The sequence below is a fragment of the Nostoc sp. CmiVER01 genome, assembly GCF_034531135.2.
Lineage (GTDB): Bacteria > Cyanobacteriota > Cyanobacteriia > Cyanobacteriales > Nostocaceae > Nostoc.
Genome location: NZ_JAVRBU020000015.1, coordinates 223,883 through 245,211, shown reverse-complemented (window position 1 = coordinate 245,211; position 21,329 = coordinate 223,883). Strand labels below are relative to the sequence as shown.

Genomic DNA, 21,329 nt, shown 5'->3' with positions numbered 1-21,329 from the left:
AAACTAGTCCGATCGGACTAATAGTAATATTATTGGACTTAACTGCAAACCGCTATATATTTTTAGTCGTTAATTGTTCCATCAGGCATGACCGCACCACGCAAATCTGCACCAGTCAGATTTGTACTACTCATTTCTGCTCTGATTAGATTTGCTTTACTTAAATTAGCATCAGTCAAGTTTGTTCTAGCAAGATAGGCATCAACCAAGTCTGCTTCAGTAAGGTTAGCCCCACGCAGGTTAGCCCGACTTAAATCAACTCTATTTAGCCTTGCAAAACTCAGGTTTACTCCACTCATCTGGCATTTAGTCAGTTTAGCATCTGGCATAATTGCACCGTACAAGTTAACACCTGTAAGTTCGGCATCAATGAGATTTGAGCGTTCTAGTCTAGCGTTCATTAGGTTAGCACCTTTCAAATTAGCACCTCCGATGTTAGTATCTGCCAGAGATGCATTATATAAAATAGCTTTACTCAGGTTGGCATCACTCAAATCGGCATAACGTAGCGTTGCCTCACTCAAGTTAGCACCACTCAAATCAACTTTAGATAAGTCTACACCAGTTAAATCAGCGCCCCGCAGGTCAGCCTTATGGAGGTTAGCACCCCGTAGACTAGCAGAATACATTCTCTTTTCTTCTCTGAAGTTAGCACCACGCAGGCACGCGCCAGTTAAATTTGCACCACTCAAATTTGCACCACGCAAATCGGCGTCCATCAAGTTACTATCTAACATATACGCCAAAGTTAAATTCGCATTACGCAAATCAGCACCCTGTAAAGTTGCACCATGTAAATTAGCATCATGCAAGTTGGCATCGATTAAACTTGCCTGATTTAGGTTCGCACCACTTAGCTTTGTACAAACTAGATTTGCCTTATTTAGGATTCCCCGATTTAGATAGCTAAAAATTAAGATTGCATTAGATAAATCTGCCTTATTCAAAGTTATACCAATCAAGTCTGCACCAAACAAATTTACGCCGTTTAAGTTTGCCTCCAAAAACTTTGTTTCTCCATTTTCATATCGTTTAAGAAGCTCATTGGCATCCATATTTATTTTCCCCTATCAATTACTACACTCGTTTTAAATTTTCCAGTATCAACAATAGTCAAAAGTTGCCATTATTCTTTGGTAGGGGGTGCTAGAAATTGACAGGTATTATTGTCATCCTTGAATGCCATTTTATGATAAGGATTAACTAGTGTTTTCGTTTCCAGAGATGAATCGCTGTTAAACGGTTGATATCCATTAACACTGGATGATATATTTCCATATAGACCTCGCATAGATTGGATAATTGCACTAGCTGCTTGAATATTTTCATCTGGTTTGCCTAGAGATATAACGGCATTATTTAGTTTAGATTCAAGCTCTCTGATAGTTGGACAAGTTTTAAATAATTTCAGCAATAAATCATCAAGTTTTTCAGCCTTCAGTTTCAACCAGTCTTCTTCATTGAAAGTAAATTTTTTGTAAAGTGCAGAAAATAGGACTATCTTAGCCCTAAGTGGGTTAGTATACTTCATAATATTTTGCCGTAAATCAAACTGATTATATTGATGTTTGATTTGACTGTTTCGAGATTTATCTATAGGATTTAATGATATTTGCTTAGAATTATAAAAGGTCTGTTCCTCTTTACAAGGTTGATTTAATAATATTCCTGTTAAGTCTTCTTGAGGAGGTTGATTTAATAATATTCCTGTTGATTCATCAAGTGTTATATATAATTTCTGCATCTCATGAGAAATAACACTGGCTATTAGGGCGTATTCATCTTGTTTATTCAGGGTTTTTACAACTTTAGATAAAGTATAATTTAAGTTATTTATAGTCGGATTTAATCTGCATAATTCTTGAATTAATTCTTGGATTTTAAACCGTTCTAGCGTATCTTCATCATTCTCCCAGATATTTTTACAGGCTGAGTATATTAATTTTTTAATCCGTTTTGAGTTTTCATGATGCTCTAAATTTTTAGTTACTGTATCAAGGCTAGATATAGTTTTCATCAGCAAATCTCCGGCACAGGTATCAGGTAGTAATAAATGATAGAACTAGCTCTTTAAACGTGACTGCTAAAATCTCTTTTTCTCTAATTGTTCTCTGTGTGAAAAGTGGTTTATAAGTTATTTATTTAACCGCCGAGACACAGTAGAAAGTTTGAGGGCAGCAAACCTCCGTTGGCGCAGTCCGCCGTAGACATCAGGCTTTCTAAGACAGAGAATACGGAGAATAGAAATTTATATTATGTCCGCTTGATTACTTATTAAACCCGAAGAACCCCACCCTGCCAAAGCTACGCTTTATCTCTTTTACCCGCAAGCGGGGAGGGAATTAAAGGCTGAGGTGCAAAGGCTCTGGGAATCACAACTAATTATACGGCCATGATATTAGAGAGGAATTCACTTGCGAGAATTTCTACTTACTTTAAAAGGGCTGGTCTTATGTTATACCTTTTTTATCTAGCTTGTGTAGTCATGTCTTTGCCTACAGTTGCCTCAACAGCCGAATCCTGATGGTCATTGCCTGTGAGAGTTAAATTACTTAGACCTTACTGCTTCCTATCAAATACAACAGCGCCATACGAACGGCGACACCACTGGTAACTTGTGATTGTATGAGACTAAATTCTGGGTCATCCATCAATTCAGAACTGATTTCGACACCACGGTTAACTGGGCCTGGATGCAAAACCTTGACGTTAGGTTTACAAAGTTGCAATTTTGTGCTTGTAATGCCAAATAGCTGATGATATTCTCGCAAACTTGGCAGTAAATGAGCGGTCATCCGTTCCTTTTGCAGGCGCAAAGTCATGACAAAATCGGCATTTTGCAAAGCTGGTTCTAGTTGCCAATGTAGAAATAGTTGGGGAGTGGGGAGTGAGGAGTGGGGAGTGGGGGATGAGGAGATAATAAATTCCTGATTCTTAACTGCTGCCTCTTCCAAAATATACTCGGCAAATAATTTGGGTAAGAGGGTAGGTGGGGCTGCTAGATGCACTTCGGCACCACTGGCGATTAAACTCCAGATATTCGATCGCGCCACACGAGAATGGAGAATATCCCCAACAATGGCAATCTTTTTACCCTTTAAAAGTTCTAGTCGGGGACTAGCTGGATCAATTAGAGTACAAATGGTAAATAAATCTAGCAGTGCTTGGGAAGGATGCTCATGTTGACCATCACCAGCATTGAGGACACTAACTTTTACACCTAAACGATCCATTTCAGCCGCGATCGCATTCGGTACTCCTGCCTCTCGATGGCGGACTACCATAATATCAGTTCCCATTGCCAAATAGGTTTTCGCCGTGTCGAGAATTGTTTCTCCCTTAGTCATAGAAGATGTGGCTGCGGCAAAATTCAGCGTATCTGCACTTAAACGTTTCGCCGCGAGTTCAAAACTGCTGCGAGTGCGAGTAGACGATTCAAAAAATAAATTCGCTACCACCTGTCCCTGTAAGGTTGGTACTTTCTTTGTCCGCCGTGATAGCACTTCCTGAAAACTGGCAGCAGTTTGCAAAACAGTATTATATTCAGCCGCCGTAAAGTCAGCTAGGGAAAGAACGTGATGACGATTCCAGGTAGTAGTAGGCATAGAATTTGGGAAGTGGGGACAAGGGGAGGCAGGGGAGGCAGGGGAGGCAGGGGAGGCAGGGGAGCAGAGGGGACAAGGTGACAAAAGTTTAGAACTTCCAACAAGTCTTTCCCCTTGTCCCCAATTCTCCTTGTCCCCAAGTCCTCTTTCCCATGCTCAATGTCCAATGCTCCATGCCCAATCCTTTCAAGTTGGTAAATGGAAAACGTTTAAAGCTAGAGAAATTAGGCTGAGGAATGTTAAAAACCCAATTGTATCTAGCATTGTAGTCACTAACGGGCCACTAACTAAAGCAGGGTCAAGCTTCAGCCGTGTCAAACCCATTGGCAATAAAGTACCAAGTGTAACAGCCACAATTGTATTAGTTGCCATGACCATTCCGGCAATTAAAGCCACCCATCGTTCTTGGGGTTGCGCCCAGATTAAGGAAAGCAGGAACATTGTTGTGGCTAAAGCTACGGCTGTACCTAAACCAGCTAAAAGTTCTTTGCGGAGAATTTTTAAGGTATCTTTGGGTGTTACCTCGCCCACTCCCAAGCCGCGAATTGTCACCGTTAATGATTGAATCCCAACAGTACCACCGGTATTAGAAAAAATTGGCATGATTACTGCTAGAACTGGTACTGCGGCAATTACAGATTGAAAAGGCGCGATCGCACTGGCAGCACCAATATACAGTGCCATAATCCCCAACAACCAAGGTAAGCGGTTACGGATAGTGAGTAAGGGAGAGGATAAAGCAGCTTCATCACCACTGACACCTGCCAGTTTTTGGATATCTTCTGTGGCTTCCTCTTCCAAAATATCCATGACATCATCAATGGTGACGATGCCAACCAATCGGTCTTCTCGGTCAACTACGGGGATAGCGATTAAGTCGTAGCGCTGCATGATTCGCGCCACTTCTTCCTGAGGGGTTTCAGTTCTAACTTTAATGACGCGATCGCTAGCAATATCTTTGATAAAAACATCGGGAAAGGTAAACAACAACTGGCGCAGTGAAACTACTCTCACCAGCGTTCGATTGTCATCTGTGACGTAGGCGTAGTAAATCGACTCCTTGTCTTCGTCCTGACGACGGATTTTGCTTAGGGCTTCACCTACAGTTAATCCTTGGCGCAACCGGACATACTCAGTTGTCATTACCCGCCCAGCAGTACCTTCTGGATAGCCGAGAATCGTTGCTGTTGCTTGCCTTTGTTCTGGACTCAGTTCTTGTAATAGCCGTTTGATTACTCCAGCAGGTAGTTCATCAAACAATTCTGCCCGTTCATCGGGACTCATGGCTTCTACAAGTTGCACTACCTGGACATCATGCAGAGAATTAATTAATTCCTCCTGCACCTCTGTGGGCAAATATTCAAATACATCAATTGCCTGAGCTTTATTGAGTAAACGGAATGCGATCGCGCGTTGCTGTTCAGGTAATTGTGTAATGTAGTCTCCCACATCTACAGGTTGCAAGCGATTTAAATCCCATTTTAACTGGTTTAAATCGGTAGTATCAGTCAGCAAATCACGAATATCTTGTGTAAGCATGTAGATATATCTCCTAAGTCTCCCCCGCGCTGGGAGACTTCCTCGCCAGATCAGAGGAGGTTGATACTGCCATCTGGTGGACTATTGCCCATAAAATTTCAACAATTCAATATCGATATCTAAATTAAGGCATCGCTAGTCATCATCCTAACCCGGAATAGCACTCTCCAGGAAACACTGAATATTAGCATTCAGTATTCGTGATATTTACTACTAGTAGCTAAGTTAATTACCCTGAAATTTAGGTAATTTTTATCTAGCTTAAAGTAGATTTTACTATTGCTATAAGATATGTGTCTTCCCAATCAACAAATTTTTTCGCAAACTTTATACAGTTAAAATATTTACAACATCAGTAAGCAATATTTGGTATCAAGCAATTTTATGCATAGTCACCTGGACAACGAAGAATCAGAAATGGGTTAGCAGGTTTCACTTCATAGTCACGGTAAGGTGTTTGAGCTTTGGCGATCGCTTTGAATCTCTAAGAGGAGATAGAAAAGGTCAGCTTGAACTCTTAGAGAAGGTGTGTTTCAGTTCTGCTCAATATAATTCACGTTCAGGGAACTCAAAAGTCACGCATTCAAAAGTCAATAATTTTGAATCCCATAAATAAATTAGGGTAAAAACTTTCGCGGACTCCTTTACTATCTTGAAAAAAAAAGAGCAGTCATTTAGTCAACTAAAGTAAATCTTTAGTTGCTCAAGGTAGGGTGTTTACTCTAAACCCTTTAGCCCATATACTTCAAAGTATAATTGTTAATGTTATGAATGCTGCGACATTCTCCCTGTCTAAGTCAAATTTGTAATATTTTATACGTTGAGATAACAACTATCAGCCATCCTATACCTACCTATCAGCACAATTAATCACGGGATCGCTTGCTGTATTCTTCACAGTTTGTTACAAAAGTACAAAGAACTTCTAGAGACTAAAAACCACATGTTCGGCGGACTTACTGGTTTACAAAATCCTAAAGGCACAGATTGGGGAGAGCGGATGCTCAACACGGTCGCCAGCCAAACGATTCGCCACCTGTTTACGCAAAGCGAGTCAGTAGAAGTCTCTGTGCGCTGCTACCCCTCCAGCAAACTGTTGCAAGGCAGCATTGATAGCTTCAAAATGAGCGGTCGTGGGTTGGTGATTCGGAGAGATTTTGCGGTAGAGGAGATGTCTTTTGAAACCGATGCGGTTGCCATTGACTTCGGCTCGGTTTTAAGTGGCAAGCTCAGTCTTAAGCAACCTACTCAAGCGATCGCCCAAGTAATTTTATCAGAAGCAGGCATAAACCAAGCCTTTAATGCGGAACTGGTGAAAAAGCGCCTGCTTAATCTCACCGTACCATCACTGACAGAATTATCTGGCGGTGAACCAGTTTCCTTTACGGAAGTACAGGTACAGTTATTGCCAGGAAATCGCTTACAGCTTGTAGCAAAAGCAGATTTAAATAATGGCGAACTCGTTCCCTTGAATATGAGCCTAACTTTAGGCATTGAAAGGCGGCGGCGAGTTTCCTTCAAAGATCCAAAAATCGAACTTGACCAAGTACCAGAAGCACAACGGGAAATCTCGCAAACCTTGAGCGTGGCGCTGGTAGAAATTTTAGATAATATGGTTGATCTCGATCGTTTTGACCTCGATGGAGTGAAAATGCGGCTCAACCGATTAGACACTGAAGGTCAAAAACTTATTTTCAGTGGTTATGCTGAAATTGAACGTATTCCACATAGCGCTTGATATTATATTGTCACGTAAGCAAAGTAAGTAAAAAATTTTAACGTGAACTCGATAAACCTCTCCTTGGTTTGAACTAAAGTTCAAGTTTTCCCACCCGTGGGAGAGTTTGTTTTACGTAGTAAAATCTCTTAGCAATCTTTTGATTGGGCTAATTAGACGTACAGTATATGAACAGTCGAATTCACGTTTTTTTGGGTCTTTGCATGAAGCCCTAAAACAAAATTAAATACCGCCTAAAGCAATTTAGGCGGTATCATAATACTTTAGGTTTTAAAGATAGTTAGAGTTAGGAGTAATGGATTATAATTTATAAGCAATTTTTATCCATCATTGATCGCTTCTAACTCCTAAATCTCTATCGTCCCACCCCTACGTATTGGAATCCAGCCCGTATCATTGCTTCCGGGTCAAGGAAGTTACGACCGTCGATGATAACGGGGTGGGTCATCAATTTTGCCATTTTTACATAGTCAAGAGTGCTAAACTGCTGCCATTCGGTGACAAGTACTAACGCATCGCAGCCATCAGCTAGTCTTTCGGCATCGGTTTCTACTAGCACACCAGAAAGCCCATGACGTAAACCTGTTTGAGAAACAATCGGGTCAAAGGCTTTAACTTTGGCTCCCAATCGGTTGAGCTGCTCAATTAGGTTGAGGGCTGGGGCGTCGCGCAAGTCGTCGGTATCGGGCTTGAAGGTCAGTCCGAGTAGTCCAACTGTTTTGCCCTTGAGAATTTTCAGAACTTTTTGGAGTTTTTCTAAAGCAATCAAGCGCTGGCGTTCGTTAACACTGACAGCAGCTTTGAGTAATTGGGCTTCATAGCCATAATCATCAGCAGTATGAATCAGAGCGGAGACATCTTTAGGAAAACAAGAACCACCCCAACCAATACCAGCTTGTAAAAATTTGTTACCAATGCGGGAGTCTAGACCGATACCTTTAGCTACTTGGCTGACATCAGCACCGACGCGATCGCAAATATTAGCAACTTCGTTAATAAAACTAATCTTAGTGGCTAAGAAGGCATTAGCGGCGTATTTAATCATCTCCGCCGAACTTAGGTCTGTTGCCAGAATTGGCACAGGGGGTAAAGATTGATCAAGAGCGTACTTGCGTTCCACAATTGGGGCATAGAGTTGTCGCATTAAGGCTACTGCTCTTTGGCTATTGCCTCCTAGTACAATGCGATCGGGGTTGAAGGTGTCGTACACTGCCGAACCCTCGCGCAAAAATTCTGGATTGCTGATTACATCAAACTCGGCTGCAAACTCAGGTAATTTTTCATTACTCGGAACCCCACCAGCTGGTACTAATGTTTTCTGCCGTTCAGCCACACCATCTAAAACAAGCATTCGTACCCAGTCACCTGAGCCAATGGGTACTGTAGATTTATTGACTATAACTTTATAACCGCCGTTGAGATTTTCCCCAATCCCACGGGCTACAGCTTCAACATAACGAGTATCACTTTCACCAGTGGGTAAAGGTGGCGTTCCCACAGCAATAAACAGAATTTCTCCGTGGGAAACTCCAGCAGCGAGATCGCTAGTAAAATGAATCTTTTCTGTTTGAATGGCAGACTGGATAATTTCTGAAAGTCCCGGCTCAAAAATTGGAGACTGTCCAGACTTCATTAACTTAACTTTTTCTTCGTTATTGTCTACACAAATGACATCATGCCCAATATGAGCCAAGCAAGCACCTGTAACTAAACCAACGTAACCAGTACCAATCACGCAAACACGCATTTTTTAACTCCTCACTTTTTTGGGGTTAGTTTTTTAAAAGAAGTATCAATATGACACTTAAACACTGGTAGTCAACTCAGCCACTAAGCATACTAGCTACCGATAGGGTGAGCCTGCATGAAATTTAGAGCAACGTTAGGCGCTACTCAAGTGGTTGAATTATTTACATCGCTTTGAATGCGATCGCGAAAATCTTCTATTGTTAGCTTTAACCCCTCTTGCAGAGGAATAGTCGGTTCCCAATTTAACCAAGTTTTTGCCTTTGTGATATCAGGTTGGCGACGCCGGGGATCGTCCGAAGGTAGTGGCTCGAATTTAATCTGCGCGTCTGGATTAATCATATTTTGCACAGCTTCTGCCAATTGCAAAATCGTATATTCACCAGGATTACCCAGGTTTACTGGGCCTATGTAGTCGCTATTCATCAAGCGGATGAATCCTTCGACTAAATCGGAAACATAGCAGAAACTACGAGTTTGCGAACCATCACCGTAAACGGTTAAAGGATTACCCCGCAAGGCTTGAACTATAAAATTGCTTACCACCCGGCCATCATTTTCTAACATTCTCGGCCCATAAGTGTTAAATATCCGAACAACTCGAATATCAACTTTATTTTGCCTATAGTAATCAAATGCTAGAGTCTCAGCAATTCTTTTACCTTCGTCGTAGCATGAACGTATGCCAATGGGATTGACGCTACCCCGATACTCTTCAGGTTGGGGATGAACTTCTGGATCACCGTATACTTCACTGGTTGAAGCCAAGAAAAATCTAGCTTTCACACGTTTAGCCAGCCCCAACATATTGAGTGTTCCCATCACGTTAGTTTTAACGGTTTTAACTGGGTTGTACTGGTAATGTACTGGTGAAGCAGGACAAGCCAAATGATAAATTTGATCCACTTCTAGCCGAATTGGTTCAGTAATATCGTGGCGGATTAGTTCAAAATACGGATGACCTAGCCATTTAAGAATGTTTCTTTTGTGACCAGTGTAAAAATTATCCAAGCATATTAATTCATGCCCATCATTCATTAGTCGGTCGATGAGATGGGAACCAATAAACCCAGCACCACCCGTCACCAAAATTCTCATAGTTTCTCAGTTACTTACAAATATGTTCAGTAGCTATTGCACTTACTTTTAGATTACCCAGATTGGGAACAAAAATACAAAACGAAAAAAAGAACAAACTTCAATCAAAAAGTGTTGTTGAAATTACGTATTTTTCTTCAGTTATATTTTTGTTATTTTTTACTTGCTTCTCTTAATAATTTAACTAGTAAAGTAACAAAAATCGCCAGTCTTCCACCTAAAGTTCATCAAATCTTTAACAATACAAAGTGTTTTTATGAATACTACTGTTTTCAGTTGGATGCAGCAATAAGTTGACACTTTCCACAGTTCAAGGTCTTACAATTACCCATATTTGTACAATACTCAAGTTGTCGGATTTACCAACATTCTGCCCTTTATTTCAGTGCAGAGACTTATATCATTTCAGAATATTCTTGCTATAAATACATAAGTTTGTTAGGACATACATCTATATGCCCCTACGGATGATTCATTTGTTGCAAAGTTTATTGTCAATGCGATGCCTCCTATGGACTACACCAACGCAGCCTAAGTCCATGTGAATGGACTGAATGCCTCATATCATACAGCAGAGGTAATACTAGTAACCGTTTTAGACATAACTAAATTTGTAGTTTGAGTGCGTTGCGGTTCTCCAAGCATGATAATGGAGCAGGTGAGTTGTCTGGCTAACTGAGTTGTGACATCGCTAATGGCTAATCCTCCAGGGCTGGTACGATTACGTATAAAAGGTAAAACTACTAAATCATATAATCGTGCTGCCTGCAAAATTGCTTGGGCAACATTCTCATGAGCGATAATTTGAATTTCTGGGGCATTGGTCAAAGCTAATTGAGATACCAATAGGGAGAGATGCGATCGCCTCCAAGCAATTTTACTAGAACTAGTGCGGCGATCGCACACATTTAGTACAGTAATGTGGCTCTGATTTGCCTCTGCCAGCATCTGAGCAAATTGTACAGGCTGTAATGTCGGTGCTGTTAAATTTTCTACTGGTACTAAGATGCGCTGAATTTTTTTCGGTGATTCTACTAAACGTGTTACCGCTACTGGACAATGAGATGCCCAAAGTACACCATCAATCACATTCCCAAATAAACGCGCTCGTAACCCAGTCCGTTTACCCCAACCCATAACGATTAAATTAGCCTTTTGTTCACGAGCCGCTCTGCTAATTCCTTGAGCAAAAGCATCATCAATCCGCAGCATTGGTTCTGCGGCTACGCCCAGTCCTCGACTGTGTACTGTAGCTTTGGTTAATAATTGCTCACTCCGTTGTAAAGACGCTTCTAACTGGGGTGCATCCATTTGAGCGGTAGCATTAGCGATCGCAAGCGGTATAATTTTACCTTTACACTGACGAGCTAATAATGCTGCCATTTCAATCAAATACTGCTCAGTATGAGGATTATAGACAGGTACGACTATAGTAAAAGCACCGTCTGTTTTTGGTGCATTTTGCTCAGGTTGGGGTGGTGTTGGATCTTCGGCAGGTGAGGAATTCAAACCAACAGCTATTTTATTAGTGATCAATGGGCCCAAGGTTGATGTGACAATCATTAAGACAATCACGCTGTGTAATACTTCTAGTGGCAGCAACCCAGCTCGGTATCCCACTAACGTTGCTGCTAAAGTTGTAGCAACCTGGGGAAGTGATAGCGACCAGATAGTTAGCATTTCTTGCCAGTTGTAGCGGTAAATCAGTTTTGTAAAAAAAGCTGCTATCAATTTACTGACAATCAAACCGACTATCATCAACAGTGTTAACTTGAGCGTAGCTAGGCTGTTCACAAAGGCGGATAGATTGATCGTTAAGCCAAGGTCAACAAAGAAAATGGGTATGAATAGCACACTGCCAATAAATACCATTTTTTGTTTGACTGGGCCTTCCCCTACAACTTCATTTACCGCCAAACCCGCTAAAAACGCACCAACAATTTTCTCTATCCCAATCAATTGAGCGCCCACAGCCGCTAGAAACACAGAAAGTAACACAAACAAAAACTTGTTTCCTTCGTCGTCTCCAGACCGTTTGAAAAATTCTTTGCCTGTCCAATCAAAGCCTGTCACAACGGCAACAGAGTAAATAATTAACCAACCTGACAAGCTGAGTAGTTTCGCAAAGGTGAATGCTCCAGCATGAGCGACGCCTACACAAACGGCTAAGATCAGCACTGCGCCAATATCTGTAAAAATCTTAGCTCCAATAGTGACCGTAACAGCTTCGTTATTGCTCACTCCCAAACGGCTGATTATGGGATATGCCAAAAGAGTATAGGAAGCAAATAAAGAGCCAACTAATATTGAAGTATTCCAGCCATAGCCTAAAATTAGTCCTACTAAAGTTCCCATCACCAGGGGTACAGTGAAAGTTAAGCTAGCAAACCCGAAGGCACGACTTTTTTGCCGACGAAACTGCTCTAGGTCAACTTCTAGCCCTGCGACAAACAGCAAGTAAATTAACCCAATGTCTGATAGCAAGTTAACCATCGGCGAGTCCGACTGAAATAGATTCCAGCCTGAGGGGCCGAGTACTAGCCCTGAGAAAACCAAACCCACTAATCCTGGTAATCTTAGTCGCTCAAACATGATCGGTATAACTAAGATGACCACCAGCAAAATAGCAAAGGGAACAATTGGTTCCTTGCCAAGAACTTGGGAAGTTGGCTCCAGAGCAAGAACTTGTGATATGAGTTCCATCATGTAGGAATGAAGGGGCTATAGTAAAACTGCGATTCCCTTGGGGCGATCGCTTAATCGATATAAATAAATAGAAAAGCTACCTGAGAAAAAATCAAATATATTAATTTACACTAACTAGGCAATTGTCTGTGAACTAACTACCTACGGATGGATTTGACTCAAAATGAACCGTAAGCGATCGTAGTCGTCTTTGAGTAGCACACTTAAGCTACGTCCAGCTTTAATTAGCCATTCTCGGTCAGCTTTGCGTAACTGGTATATATCTCGAATGGCAGCTGCGGCCAAAGACTCTACTGGCGCACCGTTAATACAAAGCAGTGTCCGCAAAAAATCTAGTTCTTCAGTAAATTTAATGATTGCTTCTGGTTCGCACCGATAAACGGCTTGATGAATTTGCGGGGGACGCGGTGGTAGATATTGATATATTCTTTGGTTATAACCTCGATTCTGGGAAGATTGCTCAAATCCAACGATCGCAGCTCTAAATTCTGTTCTGAGCATGGCAAATATCTGGGGTTGTTCTTCGCGTAAGTCTTGCAATGATAACCCCAAAGCTCTAGCCCGATGTACGGAATCTATAGGCATAGTTGTAGCATAATACACCACTGCATAAACTTGATTGCCCGATTCTTCATCTACAGAGCAGACCCAACTACCAAAGGGTGGCATGGAGGGAAAGCTCAAATCGTCTGGTTCCAAACACTGAGCTAAAAACTCAGTACTAGTAGTTTCAATCACCTCCGCAATGTGGTTGGGATGGCGATCGCCAGTTGCAAACTGTGGTAAGGGGAGGCGCATAGTAATTTAGTCATTAGTCATTAGTCATTTGTTTTTACCAAATGACTAATGACTAATCTTATTTGGCTTTTTTACGTCCGGCTGTGGTTTCTACAAGTTCCAATTCGCTCAGGCGAAAGGTAATTAATTTATCCCAGTTACCACCTTCAAATAATACGGCTACTTTGCCATCGGTCAGTCGTTGCACGAGTCCTTCGTAGCGATAATAGGTATCTGCGGGATTCTTGACGCGAACAGTTGCTCCAGGCAGAATCATGTTTTTAGCCTCGCTTGTTTCCTTTTAATAGCTTAATACTTCTTATTAGTCATTTGTCATTAGCAAATAATAAAGGACTAATGACAAATCAATAATACTTCTGCCTCTGGCGAAAATTCGCTACTGATTCTACTATTCCTAAGGAAATGAAGTTGGTCAGCATCGCAGAACGTCCATAACTCATCCAAGGTAGGGGAATGCCTGCTACAGGCGCTAAACCAACTGTCATGCCAACGTTGACAATTAGCTGAAACACAATCATGGACAAAACGCCAATAGCCAACAAAGAACCAAAGTTATCTTTGGCAGTTTGGGCAATATGCAGTAGACGGAAGCAAATTAAGCAGAAGGCAAACAGCACTACCAAACAACCAACAAAACCGAATTCTTCGCCCACTGCGGAAAAAATAAAGTCTGTATGCTGTTCAGGTACGAAATTCAGTTGCGTCATTGGCCCCTTGAACAGACCCCATCCCCAAATTTCACCAGCACCAATAGCAATACGAGATTGGATTAAGTGATATCCAGCACCGAGTGGATCGTGATCCGGGTTCATGAATACAGTTAGCCGATCTTTTTGATACTCTTTTAAAACATGGTTCCAAGCGAAGACTCCTAATTCGCCACCTAGTATATTGAAAGTCCATGCACCAATAGCACCTAAACCAAATCGACGCCAGGGAAGAGTTTGCCAGCCTACAATAGCCATTGCAAATGACCAAACTATTCCTAATGGGCCAAAAGATAGTTCTTTAAATAAAACTATTGGCTCTGATAAAGGCCAAGATATACTAAACAAAATGGCAGCAACCACAGGAGAAATCATCAGAATTAGCCAGCCTGGGTTAGCATTTGCCCAGTAAAGCATTCCTAAAACGATCGCACCAAATACTAGTGATGTTGCTAAATCTGGCTGCAAAAATACTAATCCCCAAGGTATAGCAGTGATTGCCAGAACACGGAAAACGCCTTCGAGGCTAGAAGCAGTGCGCCTGTGCAGCAAAGCTGCTAAGGTGATGATCATGCCGATTTTGGCAAATTCTGAGGGTTGGACATTGAAACCAGCAATAGGAATCCACCTTTGTGCTCCTTTGGCGCTAGTACCAGCAATCATCACGGCAATTAAGCTGAAGTTTGTTAGTGCATAAGTTACCCAGTGCCACTGCATCAAGAGTTCATAACGGATGCGAGCTAAAAACAGGGCTATAAGCACGCCGATACCCGCTACGATCCAGTGCCACCACCAGTCAGTTACTGGCTGCTTCAGTTCCGTACTGAGAATCATAACGCCGCCAAAGATACTGATAGCAATCGGCAAACAAAATAGTAGCCAATCTACATTCTGCCAAGGCTTAACCCAAGACTTCCAGCGAATTTTGGGGAGCGATCGTTTTAATAACATTGTGTAAGTTTAGACTTTAGCTTTAATTGTTGGGAATTGAAAAGAGGCAGAGGGGCGGGGGGCAGGGTGCAGAGGGGAAAATTCTTCTCCCTTGCTCCCCTACTTCTTCCCGACTCCCCAATCCTTAGTATTCCCAAGACATAGCCCAGGAAGCAGATAGAAATTAAAATTAATTATGTCAGAGCAGCAACTGATACTTTACCAGCAATGGTAAGAGCGATCGCTGTTAATGCTTTTGCTGAAGCTGAATCTGGATCACCAACAACTATTGGCACACCACTGTCACCGCCAACTCGTGTAGAAATTTCTAGCGGTACGCAACCCAACAATGGCACTCCTAATTCTGCTGCTGTTTTAGAGCCACCACCGGAACCAAAGATGTCATACTGCTTATCTGGTTGATCGGGGGGGATAAAATAACTCATATTTTCCACGATCCCCAATACCGGGACATTCATCTGTTGGAACATCCGCAATCCCTTGCGAGAATCTAATAGGGCTACATTTTGCGGTGTGGTAACAATTACTGCCCCTGCCATCGGCACTGCTTGGGTTAAAGTTAACTGAGCATCTCCGGTTCCCGGTGGCATATCTACAATTAAATAGTCCAGTTCTCCCCATTGCACTTGATAGAGAAACTGGCGAATTACACCATTGAGCATAGGCCCCCGCCAAATTACTGGCTGATCTCGGTCAATCAAAAAGCCCATTGAAACTAATTTGACGCCGTGATTAAAAGCAGGTTCTAGGATGTCACCTGTTTGACTGGAACGCATAGTAATTTGGGCATCAGCCAGCCCCAGCATAGTGGGGTCATTAGGGCCGTAAATATCAGCATCTAGTAAACCGACTTTTGCCCCAGTTTGAGCTAGAGCCACTGCTACATTCACCGCCACCGTACTTTTACCAACGCCACCTTTGCCACTGGAAACAGCAATGATATTTTTTACTCCAGAAATGCCAGTGCGGTCAGGTAAACTTTTTTGTTGCGGTGTTTCTGCCGTCACTTCTATGCTGACATCTGTAACGCCTGGGAGTTTTTTGACAGCTTTTTTACAGTCTTCAACGATAAATTCACGTAAAGGACAGGCAGGAGTGGTTAACACTAAAGTAAAACTAACTTTGCCACCGTCAATTTTCACGTTGCGAATCATATTCAGTTCCACCAGACTTTTGCGGAGTTCTGGGTCTTCCACTGGTCGCAACACTTCTAAGACAGAACGAGAATCGAGGACATCGTACATAAAAATTTAAAATTCAAAATGAATAAATACACTTGTGGCGAACATCTTAGCTATTAACTAGATGCTTTCTTCAGTAAGGTCAGCTTAGTGTTTTCACTGTCAATGACGTAATAAAACTTAGCAAATTGCATTATCACCTAATAGAATCTTAACTTTCTTTGGACATTGGTCATTTGTCATTTGTCATTCGTCATTAGGTATAGGTTATTCTCCTTGTTCCCATTACCTAAAAATCCAAACAACTATCATTAAGGGATTTTTTCTTACCAGATACCGTTGGTAATGCCGTCTTTTCTACTGCTTCTACTAAAGACCGGGCTACACGGTCTGCATAAGGACGGGATAAAGACCAAATGAGGGGCGATAACCAACCCCGTAGTGTTACTGAATAAGACAAACAAGTACCACAAACCGTTGACTCTACTTGATAAGTCACCCGTTCTTCTATGCCAGGAATCGCCATCACTCGGATACTCAACATCTCCTTATGATTAACGCGCTCCACAAAAATTCGGATGGGAATCGGCGAAAAGCGTGTTACAGCATGAAAAATTAATCCTGGTTTGGGTACTAATCCGTAGGGCACGTTAGTGCTTTTTAGTAGTGGATGCCAGGAAACATCAGTTAAATCAGCGACTTTTTGCCACAGTTCATCAACAGAAGCAGAACTTATCTCTCGATACGTCCGCACCAGAGAAGCGCAAAACCGACGACGTTTGCGGTGGATGAATTTGGATAACCAACCTTGCATTTTCCTAATCCTCCTCGCTAGACACTTTCTGGTAACTCTGGTATTGTAGGCAACTACCCTCAAACCCTAATAGGACTTACGCAAAATTATATACACTCAGGGGCAACTCATGTAGACGCAAAGCGGTGAGGGGGTCGCAGTCTTGGCGGTTCCCGTCGGTTGCGATAGCGCAGCGTTAGCGAGTCATCGAGCGTCACCCCCGAACCCGGAGGGCTTCTTGCAGGGTATTACCCTAAGAAGAAACTTATTCTTTTTGACTATTGTTTGCCTAAGTCCTGCCTAAATTAAAACTTTCTCAGAAATGCACTGAACATAGCAAGCCTTTATTCGGTACAGACACTAACAGATAATATAAGTAATATGGCAAAGAAGTTTTGAGCAGGGCAAGTTTTACCCTTGGTAATTCAAGGTTACGACTAAAGTCTAGTGTTTATACCAGAATGTTCCAATTAAGAATTTCAAAAAAAACTCAGTCAATATACAAGCCTATACGCATTTGAGGGAAAATAAACTCTAGTGATGCCCATCAATCGTATAAATGCTTAACCAGTAAGACAAAGCGGGTTGGGCAAATAGACCTTGATTTTTGGCGCGTGTTTCCCTCAAATTTTAAGATAAGAAATTTGTGGCTTTCTGGAAATTGTAATTTTTTAGGTTCGGGAATCTATGTTGACCAACTCGCAAACACCAACTGTATCAGCATCATCCAAATCTTTGCCAGCACCTGACGCTCAGACTAGAGTCAGTCAGTTTATGAAACAACTGCAAGACGAAATTACCGAACCATTGGCAAAACTAGATGGTGTGGCTAATTTTCATGAAGATAGTTGGGAACGCCCAGAAGGGGGCGGAGGGCGATCGCGCGTGCTGCGAGAAGGTGCAATATTTGAACAAGCTGGTGTAAATTTTTCTGAAGTTTGGGGTTCCCATTTGCCAGCCTCAATTTTAGCCCAACGCCCTGAAGCCGCAGGGCATGGCTTTTATGCCACAGGCACTTCAATGGTGTTACATCCTCGTAATCCATACGTGCCAACAGTTCATCTAAATTATCGCTACTTTGAAGCAGGGCCAGTGTGGTGGTTTGGTGGTGGTCTTGACTTGACACCTTATTACCCCTTTGCTGAAGATGCAGCACATTTGCACAAAACGTTAAAACAGGCTTGTGACAAACACCACCCAGACTATTACCCTGTGTTTAAGCGGTGGTGTGATGAATATTTTTACCTTAAGCATCGTGACGAGACACGGGGCGTAGGTGGTTTGTTTTTTGATTACCAAGATGGCGAGGGTGCTTTATATCGCGGGCCGAATCCCAATGGGGAAGCAGCTATTTATAGCAACCAGGTGGGAACACCAGCAACCCGCAATTGGGAAGATTTGTTTGCTTTTGTGCAAGACTGTGGTAGAGCATTTTTACCAGCTTACGTACCAATTGTAGAACGGCGCAATGGGATGGAATATGGCGATCGCCAACGGAATTTTCAACTCTACCGCCGGGGACGGTATGTAGAATTTAACTTGGTTTATGACCGAGGCACCATTTTTGGTCTACAAACCAACGGACGCACCGAATCAATTCTCATGTCCCTACCACCTTTAGTGCGCTGGGAATACGGCTATCAACCGGAACCCAATACACCCGAAGCCGAGTTGTATGAAACTTTCCTTAAGCCTCAAGATTGGATCAACTGGACATCACCGACATCATCATCTCATTAGTGACTTGAAAATCGGGCATGGGGCATGGAAAAGAGGCAGAGGGGCGGGGTGCGGGGGGCAGAAGGGAAAAATCTTCTCCCTTGCTCACTGCCCCCACTTCCCCCTCCCCACAATTTTGCTGAGTTCAATTACAAAAGTTAAGCACTTAGCAAAAAAAGGTGACAATTTTAGCTATAGCTTGTTAACCTCAAGTGGCAGTATTAAAAAATTCTGTAACTAGTTAATCTTTAGAAAAATGTCACGGGGAGGCCTTCAGTGATTCATATAGACCAAAAAACTTATACAACCCAAGACGGAAATACCGTTATTGTCCTGACACCAGCAGGTCGCCTAGACATTACTACTGCTTGGCAATTTCGGCTAAAGTTACAAGAGTGTATTTCTAAACTCAGCCGCCATGTAGTTGTAAATCTGGCTCAGGTAAATTTTATTGATAGTTCTGGTCTCACATCTTTGGTTGCTGGGATGCGTGATGCTGATAAAGTTAAGGGCAGTTTCCGTATCTGTAATGTACATCCAGAAGCCAAACTCGTGTTTGAAGTGACGATGATGGATACTGTCTTTGAAATCTTTGAAACAGAAGAGGAAGCTTTAGAAGGTGTACCTCGGAGCATCGCTAGCTAATAAAGAGTTAGGAGTGAGGAGTTAGTTCAAAATTCATAACTTATATTCATGACTTATAACTTTATGTTATTGAATACTGGTTTCGCTTGGTATAGCGATAAGGCCCCATAATCGCTCCCCAAGTTGCGTTTCCGGTTGCTGGATCGATTCCTTTGTCGTAGCTGTGAAATTCTGCCGCAGTAGCTTCAAAACCGAGGGAAACATTGATGCTATTGCCAAGATAAGTAAAGCTACAACGAGTTTCTGGTGGCGCAGTAGCGGTAAATTTATAGCGATCGCCAGCTAGAGTTTCCTGAGCAACTTTTAGGATACAACCTGGTAGTAAATCTAATTTTTCGGATGTCAGTGTCTTAAGTAAAGCAGGGTTATTGCCTGCGCCTATTAATGCGCCTGGATCTTGAGGCATGTAGTATTGTACTTCCAGAGATGTGTCATTGCTGCCTTGGCGCAATCGCATAATTCGCTGGCGGTAAGGTTTATCTAGATTAATAACATTAGCTTGCTCGGCAAACAGGGTGATGCTATCTTCTGTGAACAGATTAATTGGTCTTTGCCACAGCCGGAGGTGGACATACCAAATTGGTTCTCCTATGGCTTGTTCCTGATTATCAAATTCACCAGCTAGATACTCACCCAAAGCAATTAACTGTGGCGAGAAGTTCATAGACACGATAAAAAAATCATTAAGAATAAGTATTTTGGGCTAGTTTTTTAGCGGAAAGGGTCTTAATCCCTTATGGCTACTAGCTTATAAAATACTTTTGATTTCTCTACATTGTAAATGAAACCGTCACCAGTCAAAAGCTAAACTTGGCAAAGTAGCCTTTAAGCGAGAAAATAAAGATACGTCGCCCTTAACATTTTCTTTGTGAACAACGTCCGTACTGTCTCTGATACAAAACGAACTTTTTACAATCTTCATACCCGTCCGATCAACACTATTTATCGTCGGGTAGTGGAAGAATTGATGGTGGAAATGCATCTGCTGTCAGTAAATATCGATTTTAGCTACAATTCAATTTATGCCTTGGGCGTCGTCACTACTTTTGACCGCTTCATGCAAGGCTATGAACCAGAACGGGATCAAGAATCAATTTTTAATGCCCTATGTCGGGCTATGGAACAAGATCCGCAACGCTATCGACAAGATGCTGAAAGATTGCAAGCTGTAGCTAAAGGTTTGCCAGTTAAAGATTTAATTGGGTGGCTAGGCCAAACTACTTTTTTAGATCGAGATGGTGACTTGCAAGCACAACTGCAAGCGATCGCCAACAATCCTAACTTTAAATACAACCGTTTGTTCGCAATTGGTGTATTTTCGTTGTTAGAACAATCAGATCCTGAATTAGTCAAAGATGAAAAGCAACTCACGGAGGCGCTAAAAGCGATCGCTGCTGGCTTGCACCTTTCTGATGACAAACTCAACAAGGATTTGGAGCTATATCGTTCTAACCTAGAGAAGATGGCACAAGCGCTAATAGTTATGGCAGATATGCTCTCTGCCGATCGCAAAAAACGCGAACAACGTAAACAACAATCAACTACCCCCGTTGCTCCCCCAAGTTCCAACGAATAGTTAGAATTTTGCAGTGATGAGTTAGGAGTTATGAGTGAGAAATTATTAATAACTCCTAACTCTTAACTCTTAACTTTTAATTTTAGACGCCCAATAATTTGTAGATTAAGCTGTTAATTATAGTCAGCGCAAATGCTCCAATAACGGCGCTCCAAATACCGTAACGTAAGCGAAAGCCCTCAACTAACCAAGCAGCAATACTAAAACAAACCACTGCAATCATAAATGTGAAAATGCTGGATAGCAAGTCCAATGTGAGTAAATTTGGTACTGCAAAAACGAGGCTTAAAATCGGTCTGACTATTGCCGTCACGATACCAAGCACTGCGGCAGAAAGGAAGGCTTTACCAGGAGTATCAATTTCAACTCCTAAAGGTAATTTACTAATTATCAACAGGCTAATAGCTGTTACTAACCAAACAATTAAAAGCGTCACAATATTCATGCCACAACCCCTGAAACGTGAATGGCAATTGGTGATAAATTACTTCAGTTTCTCGGTGAAAAAATCTTTAAAGCTCAACCAA

At 42.0% G+C, this 21,329-nt stretch carries 18 protein-coding genes; 4 read left to right on the top strand and 14 right to left on the bottom strand.

What is annotated here, in order from left to right; all coding sequences use genetic code 11:
- Nucleotides 1-62: 62 nt before the first annotated feature.
- The 4 genes from RMZ43_RS25770 to mgtE form a co-directional block, all read right to left on the bottom strand.
- Complete coding sequence (locus tag RMZ43_RS25770) at nucleotides 63-1,055, bottom strand: pentapeptide repeat-containing protein (RefSeq protein WP_322652909.1); 993 nt, start codon at nucleotides 1,053-1,055, stop codon at nucleotides 63-65.
- 71 nt (nucleotides 1,056-1,126) lie between these two features.
- On the bottom strand, nucleotides 1,127-2,017 hold the full coding sequence (locus RMZ43_RS25765) for a hypothetical protein (RefSeq protein ID WP_322652908.1): 891 nt from the start codon (nucleotides 2,015-2,017) through the stop codon (nucleotides 1,127-1,129).
- 535 nt (nucleotides 2,018-2,552) lie between these two features.
- Complete coding sequence (locus RMZ43_RS25760) at nucleotides 2,553-3,605, bottom strand: aspartate carbamoyltransferase catalytic subunit (RefSeq protein ID WP_322652907.1); 1,053 nt, start codon at nucleotides 3,603-3,605, stop codon at nucleotides 2,553-2,555.
- Between the two features lie 186 nt (nucleotides 3,606-3,791).
- The gene (gene mgtE / locus RMZ43_RS25755) at nucleotides 3,792-5,144 is read right to left on the bottom strand and encodes a magnesium transporter (protein WP_322647699.1); all 1,353 of its coding nucleotides are present in this window, start codon (nucleotides 5,142-5,144) and stop codon (nucleotides 3,792-3,794) included.
- 943 nt (nucleotides 5,145-6,087) lie between these two features.
- Here mgtE and RMZ43_RS25750 point away from each other — a divergent pair.
- Nucleotides 6,088-6,882 carry an LmeA family phospholipid-binding protein gene (locus RMZ43_RS25750; RefSeq protein ID WP_322647850.1) on the top strand — a complete coding sequence of 265 codons (795 nt, stop codon included), beginning with the start codon at nucleotides 6,088-6,090 and terminating at the stop codon, nucleotides 6,880-6,882.
- Nucleotides 6,883-7,237: 355 nt separating this feature from the next.
- Here RMZ43_RS25750 and RMZ43_RS25745 read toward each other — a convergent pair whose 3' ends face one another.
- The 8 genes from RMZ43_RS25745 to RMZ43_RS25710 form a co-directional block, all read right to left on the bottom strand.
- Complete coding sequence (locus RMZ43_RS25745) at nucleotides 7,238-8,629, bottom strand: UDP-glucose dehydrogenase family protein (RefSeq protein ID WP_322652906.1); 1,392 nt, start codon at nucleotides 8,627-8,629, stop codon at nucleotides 7,238-7,240.
- A gap of 146 nt (nucleotides 8,630-8,775) precedes the next feature.
- Nucleotides 8,776-9,726: a UDP-glucuronic acid decarboxylase family protein gene (locus tag RMZ43_RS25740; protein ID WP_322647697.1), complete on the bottom strand. Its 951-nt coding sequence runs from the start codon at nucleotides 9,724-9,726 to the stop codon at nucleotides 8,776-8,778.
- A 564-nt stretch (nucleotides 9,727-10,290) separates the two neighbouring features.
- A complete protein-coding gene (locus RMZ43_RS25735) occupies nucleotides 10,291-12,429 on the bottom strand; it encodes a cation:proton antiporter (protein WP_322652917.1) in 2,139 nt (712 codons plus the stop codon).
- A gap of 144 nt (nucleotides 12,430-12,573) precedes the next feature.
- Nucleotides 12,574-13,230 carry an HAS-barrel domain-containing protein gene (locus tag RMZ43_RS25730; protein WP_109007086.1) on the bottom strand — a complete coding sequence of 219 codons (657 nt, stop codon included), beginning with the start codon at nucleotides 13,228-13,230 and terminating at the stop codon, nucleotides 12,574-12,576.
- A gap of 58 nt (nucleotides 13,231-13,288) precedes the next feature.
- A complete protein-coding gene (locus tag RMZ43_RS25725) occupies nucleotides 13,289-13,486 on the bottom strand; it encodes an NAD(P)H dehydrogenase subunit NdhS (RefSeq protein WP_109007085.1) in 198 nt (65 codons plus the stop codon).
- Nucleotides 13,487-13,574: 88 nt separating this feature from the next.
- On the bottom strand, nucleotides 13,575-14,888 hold the full coding sequence (gene rodA / locus RMZ43_RS25720) for a rod shape-determining protein RodA (RefSeq protein ID WP_322652905.1): 1,314 nt from the start codon (nucleotides 14,886-14,888) through the stop codon (nucleotides 13,575-13,577).
- A 173-nt stretch (nucleotides 14,889-15,061) separates the two neighbouring features.
- On the bottom strand, nucleotides 15,062-16,132 hold the full coding sequence (locus tag RMZ43_RS25715) for an Mrp/NBP35 family ATP-binding protein (RefSeq protein WP_322652904.1): 1,071 nt from the start codon (nucleotides 16,130-16,132) through the stop codon (nucleotides 15,062-15,064).
- Between the two features lie 226 nt (nucleotides 16,133-16,358).
- Nucleotides 16,359-16,883, bottom strand: coding sequence for an SRPBCC family protein (locus RMZ43_RS25710; protein WP_322652903.1), 525 nt, complete (start codon nucleotides 16,881-16,883; stop codon nucleotides 16,359-16,361).
- A 666-nt stretch (nucleotides 16,884-17,549) separates the two neighbouring features.
- On the opposite strand from RMZ43_RS25710, the gene hemF reads away from it, so the two are divergent.
- Entirely contained in the window at nucleotides 17,550-18,602 is a 1,053-nt protein-coding gene (gene hemF, locus RMZ43_RS25705) for an oxygen-dependent coproporphyrinogen oxidase (RefSeq protein ID WP_322652902.1), read from the top strand.
- 255 nt (nucleotides 18,603-18,857) lie between these two features.
- Entirely contained in the window at nucleotides 18,858-19,226 is a 369-nt protein-coding gene (locus tag RMZ43_RS25700) for an STAS domain-containing protein (protein ID WP_012411454.1), read from the top strand.
- Nucleotides 19,227-19,287: 61 nt separating this feature from the next.
- On the opposite strand, the gene RMZ43_RS25695 is transcribed toward RMZ43_RS25700, so the two are convergent.
- A complete protein-coding gene (locus RMZ43_RS25695; RefSeq protein ID WP_322647848.1) occupies nucleotides 19,288-19,890 on the bottom strand; it encodes a chromophore lyase CpcT/CpeT in 603 nt (200 codons plus the stop codon).
- A gap of 204 nt (nucleotides 19,891-20,094) precedes the next feature.
- Here RMZ43_RS25695 and psb29 point away from each other — a divergent pair, with 204 nt between their 5' ends.
- Nucleotides 20,095-20,802, top strand: coding sequence for a photosystem II biogenesis protein Psp29 (psb29, locus tag RMZ43_RS25690; protein ID WP_100898608.1), 708 nt, complete (start codon nucleotides 20,095-20,097; stop codon nucleotides 20,800-20,802).
- Between the two features lie 82 nt (nucleotides 20,803-20,884).
- On the opposite strand, the gene RMZ43_RS25685 is transcribed toward psb29, so the two are convergent.
- Nucleotides 20,885-21,247: a phage holin family protein gene (locus RMZ43_RS25685; RefSeq protein WP_118165339.1), complete on the bottom strand. Its 363-nt coding sequence runs from the start codon at nucleotides 21,245-21,247 to the stop codon at nucleotides 20,885-20,887.
- Nucleotides 21,248-21,329: the final 82 nt, after the last annotated feature.

What these genes read in the sequence shown, in the direction of transcription:
- RMZ43_RS25770 (WP_322652909.1), bottom strand. Translation starts at nt 1,055, where the DNA reads ATGGATGCCAATGAGCTTCTTAAACGATATGAAAATGGAGAAACAAAG.
- RMZ43_RS25765 (WP_322652908.1), bottom strand. Translation starts at nt 2,017, where the DNA reads ATGAAAACTATATCTAGCCTTGATACAGTAACTAAAAATTTAGAGCAT.
- RMZ43_RS25760 (WP_322652907.1), bottom strand. Translation starts at nt 3,605, where the DNA reads ATGCCTACTACTACCTGGAATCGTCATCACGTTCTTTCCCTAGCTGAC.
- mgtE (WP_322647699.1), bottom strand. Translation starts at nt 5,144, where the DNA reads ATGCTTACACAAGATATTCGTGATTTGCTGACTGATACTACCGATTTA.
- RMZ43_RS25750 (WP_322647850.1), top strand. Translation starts at nt 6,088, where the DNA reads ATGTTCGGCGGACTTACTGGTTTACAAAATCCTAAAGGCACAGATTGG.
- RMZ43_RS25745 (WP_322652906.1), bottom strand. Translation starts at nt 8,629, where the DNA reads ATGCGTGTTTGCGTGATTGGTACTGGTTACGTTGGTTTAGTTACAGGT.
- RMZ43_RS25740 (WP_322647697.1), bottom strand. Translation starts at nt 9,726, where the DNA reads ATGAGAATTTTGGTGACGGGTGGTGCTGGGTTTATTGGTTCCCATCTC.
- RMZ43_RS25735 (WP_322652917.1), bottom strand. Translation starts at nt 12,429, where the DNA reads ATGGAACTCATATCACAAGTTCTTGCTCTGGAGCCAACTTCCCAAGTT.
- RMZ43_RS25730 (WP_109007086.1), bottom strand. Translation starts at nt 13,230, where the DNA reads ATGCGCCTCCCCTTACCACAGTTTGCAACTGGCGATCGCCATCCCAAC.
- RMZ43_RS25725 (WP_109007085.1), bottom strand. Translation starts at nt 13,486, where the DNA reads ATGATTCTGCCTGGAGCAACTGTTCGCGTCAAGAATCCCGCAGATACC.
- rodA (WP_322652905.1), bottom strand. Translation starts at nt 14,888, where the DNA reads ATGTTATTAAAACGATCGCTCCCCAAAATTCGCTGGAAGTCTTGGGTT.
- RMZ43_RS25715 (WP_322652904.1), bottom strand. Translation starts at nt 16,132, where the DNA reads ATGTACGATGTCCTCGATTCTCGTTCTGTCTTAGAAGTGTTGCGACCA.
- RMZ43_RS25710 (WP_322652903.1), bottom strand. Translation starts at nt 16,883, where the DNA reads ATGCAAGGTTGGTTATCCAAATTCATCCACCGCAAACGTCGTCGGTTT.
- hemF (WP_322652902.1), top strand. Translation starts at nt 17,550, where the DNA reads ATGTTGACCAACTCGCAAACACCAACTGTATCAGCATCATCCAAATCT.
- RMZ43_RS25695 (WP_322647848.1), bottom strand. Translation starts at nt 19,890, where the DNA reads ATGAACTTCTCGCCACAGTTAATTGCTTTGGGTGAGTATCTAGCTGGT.
- RMZ43_RS25685 (WP_118165339.1), bottom strand. Translation starts at nt 21,247, where the DNA reads ATGAATATTGTGACGCTTTTAATTGTTTGGTTAGTAACAGCTATTAGC.